The following is a 10,075-nucleotide window of genomic DNA, read 5'->3' as shown; positions in this document are numbered from 1 at the left end:
TCACCAAGTGGCAGTTGGTGTAAACGGTTTCGGCGAGAGCGCGCGGTCGGACCGGCAGCCCACGGGAAGGCCGAGGTCGGGCGGGCAGGCCGGAATCGCCGACGGCGGAATTCGCCGGAGGGGAAGCGGGGGGTGAAAGGCGGCTACGCCGGGTCGGCCACCGGAATCAGCGAGACGATCTGCAGCTCACTCGCGCTCGGATCGGTGAGGGTCACGACGTCGACCAGCGTCGTCCGGTGGTCGCTGGAGAGCCGGATGCCGCGCCGGGACCGCAGGGTGCACCCGTTCGCGGCGTGGGCGTTCCACAGGCAGCGGGCCTCGGGGTTGGTCGCCAGGCAGGCGTCGACCAGGGCGGCGATCCCCGCGTCCTGGGGGTGCAGCGCCTGGGCGATACGCATCTGGGTGAGCATCGGCGCCGCCCAGTCGGTGTCCCAGTTGACCAGCCGGCGGCGCGCGTCGGCGTCGGTGAACAGCCAGCGGGGATAGCTGGGATCGCTGCGCAGCCAGGGATAGTAGGCCTCGCACACCTCGTTGTGCAGCACCACCCGCGCGTACCGGTCGAGGACGTAGGTCGCCCAGCGCTGCCCCTCGACGAACTGGCGCAGGGCGGGGCCGAGGACGACGGCGGTCGCGCCGACCGGCGACGGCGGCGGCATCCGGCCGACTGCCAGGAGATACAGCAGCTCCCGCTCGTGCCGGTCGAGGCGCAGCGCCTCGGCGACGGCGTCGAGGAAGGCTTCCGAGTAGTTGGCCCGCACCCCGCGTTCGAGGTTGCTGTACCAGACGACGCTCACCCCGACGATCTCCGCGACCTCCTCCTGGGTGACGTTCGACCGACGGGCTCGGCGGCGCCGGGCGAGGAGCCGGTCGTCGGGCACCAGCCGGTGCCGCCAGGCTTTGACGCAGGCGGCCAGCTCGCTGTTCTGATCTGCCGAGACCTGCCGAATGGCAACCATTTCTCCCTCGTCCTGGCGCAGCCGTGAATGATAGTTTCCACGCATCTGGACCTGCACCGAAATGGAACAACGGCCACCGGTCACACGGCTCTCCCGAGAGCCGGAAGCAGGGTGGATCGATCGGTCGACGGCTGCCCGTCGCCGGGACCGAGGGATCCCGCGTACGAGACTTTAGGCCGAATAGGCCAAAGCCCGTTCGCGACGGCACGGACACAATCGTGTCCAGTGACTGTCACGAATGTGGATGCTACCGCTCGGGGACCCGGACACCAATAGCTGAGTATCGCTCGGATCACTGTGCGGTCACCCCCTCCGGCGATTCCCCGCCACCTGCACCCAATCGTCATGGACTTGGCCGCACTGCCCCCTTGGCCACGTCCACGGGAGTGCGCACTACTTGCCCGTGATGGCCCTGTTGCGTAGATAGTGACCCGCACCGCCGCCCGCGCCGCCTGCCCCCGCGCCGACCGAGGGGCAGCAATACATTCAAGTGCGGCTCTCCATTCGCGGGTCGACAATTCGCAGCAGATTGCGTCGACCCGGCGCGCGCCGTTCGGCACGCCGTTTCCCGGCGCGGATATGAGTCGCGAAGAACCCCGGAGTCCCAATCGCCACAGTTGCGGCCGGCTTCCCGTCCGGGGCGCATATCCCCTGGTAGAGGCGGTTTCCGCGCGCCGCGAGACGCACGCCATACGAAACGCGGGAGAAACGAGAGCTGGCTAGCGTCCCCGATCGTTGAACATTTCCACTCCTTTCCGGGGAGACACTTTGAAGGTACGAACATCGAGGAGCATGCGCATTCTCCTCGCGGTGGTCGTCTCGCTGACGGCCCCGGCCGCGCTGGCCGCCCCGGCCGGCGCGGCGTCCCCCACCACAGCCGCACCGCCCCCCGCCGCACCGGCGGGCCTGCCCGACCCGACGGCGCGCGGGCCGTTCGGCTACCAGGCCGTCCAGGAGGCCAAGCTCGGCCTCGCCAGCATCCAGGAACCCAACTCCGCCGGGGCCGACCCGACGCCGGGGACGGCCCAGGCGGCGGAGCAGGTCGAGATCCGCGGCCAGCTCTACACACCGGACTGGGCCAAGCGCACCACCCCGTCGCCGCTGATCGTCCTGGTGCACGGCAACCACGGCTCGTGCGACTCCGGGCAGAACAGCGCCCAGCTCACCTGCGCCCAGTTCAAGCACAACGAGAACGGCTACGCCTACCTCGCGGAGAACCTCGCCACCTGGGGCTACACGACGTTCTCGGTGTCGCAGGACCAGCTGATGATGCGGCAGGACAGCAGCAAGGGCAAAGGCATGCACAGCCGGCGCATGCTCATCGCCGCCACCCTGGACGCGCTCAGCGCCGCCAACCGCGCCGAGGGCCTGCCCGTCGACGAGCACACGACCGTCGGCACCACGCTCTCCGGTCACCTCGACCTCACCCGCATCGGCCTGATGGGGCACTCGCGCGGCGGTGACGCCGTGTCGAGCTTCATCGACTACAACCGCATCCGCACCGACGGCCCGCGCTACCCGCTGCGCGGCGTCATCTCCCTCGCGCCGGTCGACTACGAGCGCAAGGCCCCGTACGGCATGCCGTACCTGACGATCCTGCCGATGTGCGACGGCGACGTGTCCAACCTCCAGGGCGCGCGGCTGTTCGAGCGCAGCCAGTACGTCAACCCCGGCGACCCCTTCCCCCGCATCCAGGTCGAGCACCTCGGCGCGATCCACAACTGGTACAACACCGTCTGGTACGCCGACGGCGGCGCGGACGGCCAGGGCAACAACGACGCGGCCTGCGGCAACTCGGCCCCGTTCGCGACGAACAACATCCACCCGAACAACCTGCGGCTCAGCGGCGCGGCCAGCTACACCGACCCCGACCTGAACTACAAGATCGACAACTCGGATCCGCTGAACCCGGCCGTGAACACCAAGTTCTCGGGCGACGCGGCCCGCATGGGCGACCAGGAGAAGCTGGGCCTGGCCACGATGGCCGCCTTCTTCCGCCGCTACGTCGGCGGCGAGGGCGCGTTCCAGCCCTACCTGACCGGCGAGCTGGCCAACACCGACAGCGGCCTGCAGGTCCCGGCGACGGCCTGCCCGACCAGCCCGTCCGGCACGGCCATCCCCTGCAACGAGCGGGTCAACACCAGCTACTTCGCCGCGCCGCAGGAGCGGGTGGACGTGATCCGCCCCGAGGTGGAGAACCCCCTCGGCCTCAACGCCCTCGGCGGCCCGCTGACCGGCAGCGGCTTCGCCGACCCGTACGCCCAGGCGGCCGGCGTCACACCGAAGCCGGCGGCGACGGCCGGCGGCTACGACTGGTGCAACCCGGAGCCCCAGGACTTCGCGCCCGCCCAGCTCGGCAAGACCGGGCTGCCGACCGCCGCCAAGCCCTGCCCGCTGCCGGCGGCCGGCGCGCTCGGCGGGCAGAACGCCACCCGCGAGAACAGCCCGATCAACCACTCCTACGGCCGCCAGCTCACCCTCGCCTGGGAGCCGACCTCCACCGCCACCCTCACCGCCGCGATCCCGGCCGCGTCCAAGGACGTACGGGGCCTCAAGGCGCTGGCCCTCAGCGCCGCCGTCAACTTCTTCGACACCCGCAACCCGGGCGCCGACAACCGGGGCGACAACACCCGCGACACCACCGTCAACGGCACCCCGACCAGCCCGGTCTGGCCCAACGAACTGCCCACGTCGTACGACCCGGCGTCGACCACGCAGCGCTTCGTCATCGCGCTGAGCGACACGGCCGGGCACGAGGCCACCGTCGACGCCGGTGACCCGCGCTGGGGCAACGCCCTGCACATGTCCACCGGCACGAACACGCCGAACACGCACATCGTCCTCGACCAGATCCGCGTGCCGCTGAGCGAGTTCGCCGCGCAGGGCGTCGACGTCGGCTCCCTGGCCAAGCTCGAACTCCGCTTCGGGGCGGGCGACATGCCGAAGTCCGGCTCGATCCAGCTCGCCGACGTACGCTTCCAGGAGAGCGCGGCCGGGGCGCGGCTGCTGTCGGACGGCAACCACGCCAACGGCGCGGGCTACGGCAAGTCGGCCCTCGGCGGCCCGGACCCGGCGACCTACCTCGCCGCGTACGACAACACCCCCGGCAAGGTGGCGCTGGTCGACCCGGTCGCGAACCCGCGCGGGAACACCACCTGGACCGTCGACGACGACGGGAAGCAGTGCCCCACCGCCCAGTTCACCTCGATCCAGGCGGCCGTCGACCACGCCTCGCCGTGGGACACGATCGTGGTCTGCGCGGGCGTCTACCAGGAGTCCTCGACGCCGGTGAACCACGCGTCCAACCCCGTGCAGGCCGGCGCGCGCAACGGCCTCACCATCACCAAGCCCCTGAAGATCAAGGGCGCGGGCGCGGACAAGGTGACCATCGAGCCGGACCAGTCGCTCGGCACCCTCGCGGGCGACCAGCCCTACCTGCGCGACGGCGGCGGCAACGTGATCACCGTGTCGCGGCAGTCGCTCGGCTCCACCGACACCAACGAGATGTTCGTCGACATCTCCGGCGTGACCGTCACCTCCGGCGACGTCTGGGCCGAGGCGGGCATCGCCTTCTTCGGCGCGGCCGGTCGCGTCGCGAACAGCGTCGTCGGCCCGCTGCGGGCCGCCACCACCGCGCAGGAGTTGGCCGAGCACCCGCACGGCTGGGGCATCGTCAAGACCGGCGTGATCCGGGGGGCGGGCGCCGCCACCGTCGAGAGCGAGGTGACCGTCACCGGCAGCGTCGTCAACGGCTACCAGTCGGGCGGCATCCTGTTCGACGGCGCGCGGGGCACGGACGGCAGCCCGGACAACACCGCCCGGACCGGCATCCGCCACCACGGCTACGTGACCGGCACGGTCGTCGCGGGCGCGTCGAGCAGCGTGTTCCCGCAGGTCGGCATCCGGTACGCCAGCGGGGCAACCGGCTTCGTCAACGACAGCCGGATCACCGGGAACTACCACCCGCCCGCGCCGGAGAAGTCCTACGGCATCCTGCTGACCGACGCCGGCACCGACAGCGTTGGGGCGCTCACCGCCTCCGGCGACATCATCACCGGCAACGGGTTCGCGGTCTACAACGCCAACGCCGACAACACGGGCGTACGCGAGGCAGCCCCGTTCGTGGTGACCGGCAGCTACCTCGGCAAGCGCGCGCCGCTCGCGGGCAGCCCGGCGGACCCGCGCACCGGGGTCGAGGCCGTCTCCGGCCCCGACAGCACGGGCGCGGCCACCGTCACCGTCGCCAAGCGGCTGCCGAAGCCGCCGAAGGCGGTGCCGACCGGGGTGGGCCGAGTCGCCGACCGCGCCCCGTGGGCCCAGGTCGCCGACCCGGGGCAGGGCGCGGTGTTCCAGGTCGGGACGACGGTGCACCCGCTGATCCGGGGCACCGACGACTTCGCCATCGCGTCGGCGACCCTGCTCGTCAACGGCACCAGGGTCGGCACCAGCACCGTCGCCCCGTACCTGTTCGACTGGACGCCCAGCGCCAAGGACGCCGGCCGGCAGGTCAAGCTCCAGGCGCTGGTCGTCGACTCGTCCGGGCGGGCGACGCTGTCCAAGACGGTGGTGGGCACGGTAGCCCCCGTGACGCCGCCGCCGACGGTGCAGCTCGGCAAGGTGACGACCGACGCCAAGGCGGGCACGGCGACGATCACCGCCACCGTCAACACGGCCGGCACGCTCACGCTCACCGGCGACAAGGTGGTCGCGGTGACCAAGCAGGTGGGCAAGGCGGGCACGGTCACGCTGACCGTGACGGTCGCGCCCGCGTACCGGCAGCAGTTGGTGAAGGCGGGGCGGCTCGACGTGACGGTCACGGTCGCGTTCGGCAACGCGACGGGGCAGCGCGCGAGCAAGACCGTGCAGGTGCGACTGCTCAAGAAGTGACGATCCGGCACGTCTCGCACTGACCGGAGGGGTCCCGCACCAGGGGCCCCTCCGGCGGCGTCCGCCGCGGCGGCCTACCCGCCGTCGGGCGTCGGCCCCGGCCGGTGCAGGGCGTCGGCCAACTCCGCCGCCACCCGCTCCGGCTCGGCCAGGCAGCGCCACGCGGGCACCCGACGCACCGGGCCGGAGCCTCCGGTGATGTCGAGCCGGGCGAGCACCTTGCGCAGCACCCTGCCGTCCGGATCGCCGGCCGGGTCGTCGACCACGACGGCCAGCTCGGCGTCTTCGCGGCGTACCACGAGGTCGACAGGCTGCCCCGCCACGGGGACGTCCCGCCGCACCGTGAGCCCGGCGTTCCGCAGGGCCCGGTGCAGGCGGTCCGCCGGCACGTTCCCGGCGTCCGGCTGGGTGTCGGCGGCGTCGCCGGCCAACGCCAGGGCCGTCAGCAGGCCCCGCTGGCCCGACCACCACGACCGGTCGCCGACCACGACGAGCTGGGACCGGGCCCGGGTGATGGCGACGTTCCACAGGTTGGTCTGGTGCGCCAGCCAGCCCCGGGTGCGGTCCGGGACCCCGTGCGCGCCGACCGGCGAGACGACCATGATGTCCCGTTCGCTGCCCTGGAACTTGTGGATCGTCGCGCAGAGCAGGTTCTCGGTGAGACCGGCGGCGCGCAGGACCGCCGCCAGGCGACGCTGGTGCGCGGCGAGCGGCGTGACCACCCCGATCGAGGCATCGGGGTACGCCGCCCGCAGGCCCGCCACCTCGGCGACGACCGCCTCGGCCTCGACCGGGTTGAACCCGGAGCCGGTCGTACCGGGGCTGAACCTGCCGGGCACGTCGCGCCAGCGCACCGCCGGTTCGGCCGGAGCGGCCAGCCGGGCCGGATCGGTCAGCACGGTGAGCCGGCCCTGGTAGACCTCCCGGTTCGGCACGTCCACGATGTCCGGATGGCACCGGTAGTGCTCGTCGAGCAGCTGCGTCGTGGCCGCCGCGGCGGCGAACGCGTCGTACGCGGAGTGGGCCGTGTAGGTCAGCCGCCGCGCGGTGAGCCAGCCGGTGCTCAGGCCGGCACGGGCCCGCTCGGCGACGTCGTCGGACTCGGGCAGGTCCACCACGGGCGCGAGCTGGCGCGGATCGCCGATGAGCAGTGCCCGCTTCGCCCGGTAGAGCATCGGCAGGATCGCGGGAATGGTGCACTGCGCCGCCTCGTCGATCACGACGAGGTCGTACAGGGCGGGGCTCCTCTTCAGGCGGCGGGCCGAGAGCGCGGTCACCGCCCAGCCCGGCAGCACCCGCAGCAGCTCCGGAAAGTAGGACCAGCTGTCCGACTGCGGCCTGGCCATCTCGTCGGCCCGGTCCTGGAGCACCCGCGCCCCGGCGGCCACCCGGCGGGCGATCTGCGCCCGCAGCAGGTCGATGCTGCGGGCGGGCCGTTCGGTGCCGATCAGGTCGACAAGCCGCCGCCAGGAGGCTTCGGCGTCGGGCAGCTCGCCGAGGCGTCGTAGGCGTTCCCGCCAGCGCAACTCAAGCACCGCCCGCTCGGCGAGCGCCGCGACGGCGTCCCGGTCGACGACCTGGTACGACCGCAGCCGCCACCGGTACCACCAGCCGAACCACCGGCTGGCGAGCGCCCGGTCGGTCAGGTGGACGAGGTGCGCCAGCGCCGTGTCGTCGGCCGGCAGCGGGACCGCGTCCGGGTCCGGGACGGCGGCGCGTTCGGTGGCCAGGTCGGCGAGGTCGCGTTCGAGCAGCCGCCGCTCGTCCAGCGCCGCGCGGAGCCCGGTGGCCTCCTCGGCCAGCAGCCGCAGCTCGTGCAGCGGGGTCCGGTCGTCCGGCGCGGTGGCCCGCTCGGCCGACGGGTAGGCGGCCAGGATGTCGGCGAGGTGCTTCGGCTCCTGCATCCGGTGTTCCTTGTTGCCCGTACGCAGCAGCAGGCCCGGGCCGATCAGGCCGGTCACCCGGTCGAGCACCGAGTCGACCGCTTGGTTGCTGGTGGAGCCGATCAGCACGCTCTGGCCGGCGGCGGTGGCGGTCGCCAGCAGTGCGGTGACGAGCTGGCTCTTGCCGGTGCCCGGTGGCCCCTGGGCCACCGTCAACGGCTGCGACATCGCCGCCCGGATGATCTCCTCCTGCGCCTCGTTCGTCGCGCTCATCGCCACCGTCACCACGGGCGTCGAGCCGGGCCCACCCGGGCTCGCCGCTGCCCCGTCCGGGCGGAGCGCCAGCGCGCCCAGCGCCGTCCCCTCGATGAGCTTCGGATTCTTGATCATGGCGCGCAGGTCGTCGGCGAGCTGCCGCTGCGGCGACTCCGCCGCGTCGACGGTGTAGAGGATCGCGGCGTTCTGCACCCCGTTCACCGGCCCCGGCCGGATGGTGCCGCCGAGCAACGCCGGGTCCAGCTCCGTCATTGGGCTCAGCCCGAACGTCTTCACCAGCACGTCGACGGTGGCGGTGAGGGAGGCGGGGTCGCCCGGCACGAACGCCTGCTCGACGCGTTGCAGCAGCTCGTCGCCCTCCACCTCGGAGAGCTGGAACAGGTCGACGAGGGCGGCGCTGGGGCGAGGCGGGAAGGACGCGTGCAGGACGTCGTCCGCGCCGATGGTCACATCGCAGACCAGAAGCGGCGCTAGCTGGATCGCCTTCTGCCGGGCCGGCCGCACGGCGACGACGGGATAGCCGTACTGCAGCTCCCTGCCGTCGGCGCGGGCCCGCGCGGCGAGCCTGGCCGCCGTACCGCCCAGCCGGACGGGCGTCTCCGAGGTGAAGACGGCCTCGGACCCGGGTGGAGCCGCGACGTACGTGGTGGTCGCCCGGGGGTCGATGAACGACTGCAGCACGGTCGACCGCTGCATGCAGTTGACGTAGTAGGTCACCAGGCGACGCCACTGGTCCGCGTCGAACGCCGCCTCGTCGGCAGGGCTCGCCGTGACGGCGGCGGCGCGCGTCGCCTCGGCGGCGGACCCCGGCGCGGTCGCCAGCCGGATCGGCTCGGTGACGCCCTCACTCGACTCGACCGTCTTGTGCTGGCGGCGGCGGGCCATCTCGGTCGGCACGTACCGGGAAAGATCATTGGTGGTGATCCACCCGTCGTCGGACGGCCCTTCGGCTGCGCCCCGCAGACCGTCGAGGAGCACCTCGGTGAAGACCGACGGGCGGTCCGGGCCCTGCGCCTTCGACGCCTTCTGATGGGTGCTGGAGGTCAGGATGAAGGTGCCACGCTGGCGCTTGAGGCGCCGCGGTTCCTCCCGCACCCCGCCCCGGAACCGGTTGCGGGCCGTGAACGCGCCGGAAAAGCAGCAGTCGAGCAGGACGACCTTCTGGCTGGCCTTGGTGTCGTTGAGCAGGTGGCGCAGCATGCCGTCGGTGTCGAACGCGGTCGCGTGCAGCTGCCCGCCGACCGTGTCGGTCGCCGCCAGGAACAGCGACTGCCCGTCGCCGTGCAGCACCCCGTGGCCGGAGTAGTAGAGCAGCGCCAGGTCGCCCGTGCGCCGCGCGCCGTAGAACTCCTCGACGACCTGACGCAGATGCGCCGCCGGCAGATCCAGTGCCGCGCGTACGCTGTCGAACTCGCCGGCACCGTCGAGCAGTGCCTTGAGCTGCGCGACGTCCTGCCGCACGGAGGGCAGCGGCGCGAGCTCGCGGTCGGCGTGGCAGGTGGCCGTGCCGAGCAGCAGGGCGTGCCGACCCATCAGGGGCGCGCCCGCTCGATCGCCGCCCGCACCGTGGCGACCAGCTCGTCGGTCTGCCGGTGGGTCGGCCGGTCGATGGTCAGCTCGATGTCGCCGACCCGCAGGTGCACCCGGCGGCCGGTGTGGCGTTGGAGGAACGCCAGGACCACGTCGACCAGCGCCTGCACGTAGCCGGGATCCGCGCCCGCCAGCACGGTCACCACGCCGAGCGCCAGCTCCGCGACGCCCTTGGTGTGCGGGTCTGTCACGGGCTGCTCGACGCGCTCCACCTCCCCGATCTCGCGGAGGTCGTCCGCCAGTTCGTCGGTCAGCTCGCCGAGGACGAACTCGTCGTCGTCGGTGAGCGGGGTGAAGTCGATCCGGATGCGGACGTGGGACATCCAACCTCCTGGCTGAGCGGTGCCGATCAACCTACGGAAGAAGGGCCGCGTCGGGATCCTGTCTGTCGGTTTGCCGATCAAACGTCCACTACCGACCAGTCAGTTCTGTTGGATGGCCGAGCGCCGCAGCCGCTGCCTCTTGGCCCACGCCGACGCAGCC

At 72.4% G+C, this 10,075-nt stretch carries 4 protein-coding genes; 1 reads left to right on the top strand and 3 read right to left on the bottom strand.

Annotation, left to right across the window (positions count from 1 at the left end; genetic code table 11):
• Nucleotides 1–143: 143 nt before the first annotated feature.
• On the bottom strand, nt 144–956 hold the full coding sequence (locus tag TK50_RS07685) for a helix-turn-helix domain-containing protein (RefSeq protein ID WP_052503652.1): 813 nt from the start codon (nt 954–956) through the stop codon (nt 144–146).
• A gap of 792 nt (nt 957–1,748) precedes the next feature.
• Between TK50_RS07685 and TK50_RS07680 the strand changes: the two genes are divergently transcribed.
• A complete protein-coding gene (locus TK50_RS07680; RefSeq protein WP_043962099.1) occupies nt 1,749–5,843 on the top strand; it encodes an alpha/beta hydrolase in 4,095 nt (1,364 codons plus the stop codon).
• A 74-nt stretch (nt 5,844–5,917) separates the two neighbouring features.
• On the opposite strand, the gene TK50_RS07675 is transcribed toward TK50_RS07680, so the two are convergent.
• Together TK50_RS07675 and TK50_RS07670 are read right to left on the bottom strand one after the other, a co-directional pair.
• Nucleotides 5,918–9,535, bottom strand: a complete 3,618-nt coding sequence (locus tag TK50_RS07675) for a caspase, EACC1-associated type (protein WP_043962097.1) — start codon at nt 9,533–9,535, stop codon at nt 5,918–5,920.
• On the bottom strand, nt 9,535–9,915 hold the full coding sequence (locus TK50_RS07670) for a hypothetical protein (protein WP_043962096.1): 381 nt from the start codon (nt 9,913–9,915) through the stop codon (nt 9,535–9,537). The genes TK50_RS07675 and TK50_RS07670 overlap by 1 nt, the downstream gene beginning before the upstream one ends.
• Nucleotides 9,916–10,075 lie beyond the last annotated feature (160 nt).

Source organism: Micromonospora haikouensis (assembly GCF_000876225.1).
GTDB lineage: Bacteria > Actinomycetota > Actinomycetes > Mycobacteriales > Micromonosporaceae > Micromonospora > Micromonospora haikouensis.
This window is presented reverse-complemented; position numbering and strand designations above follow the sequence as displayed.

Excerpts from the sequence above, each read along its gene's own strand:
- TK50_RS07685 (WP_052503652.1), bottom strand. The coding sequence starts at position 956 with ATGGTTGCCATTCGGCAGGTCTCGGCAGATCAGAACAGCGAGCTGGCC.
- TK50_RS07675 (WP_043962097.1), bottom strand. The coding sequence starts at position 9,535 with ATGGGTCGGCACGCCCTGCTGCTCGGCACGGCCACCTGCCACGCCGAC.
- TK50_RS07680 (WP_043962099.1), top strand. The coding sequence starts at position 1,749 with ATGCGCATTCTCCTCGCGGTGGTCGTCTCGCTGACGGCCCCGGCCGCG.
- TK50_RS07670 (WP_043962096.1), bottom strand. The coding sequence starts at position 9,915 with ATGTCCCACGTCCGCATCCGGATCGACTTCACCCCGCTCACCGACGAC.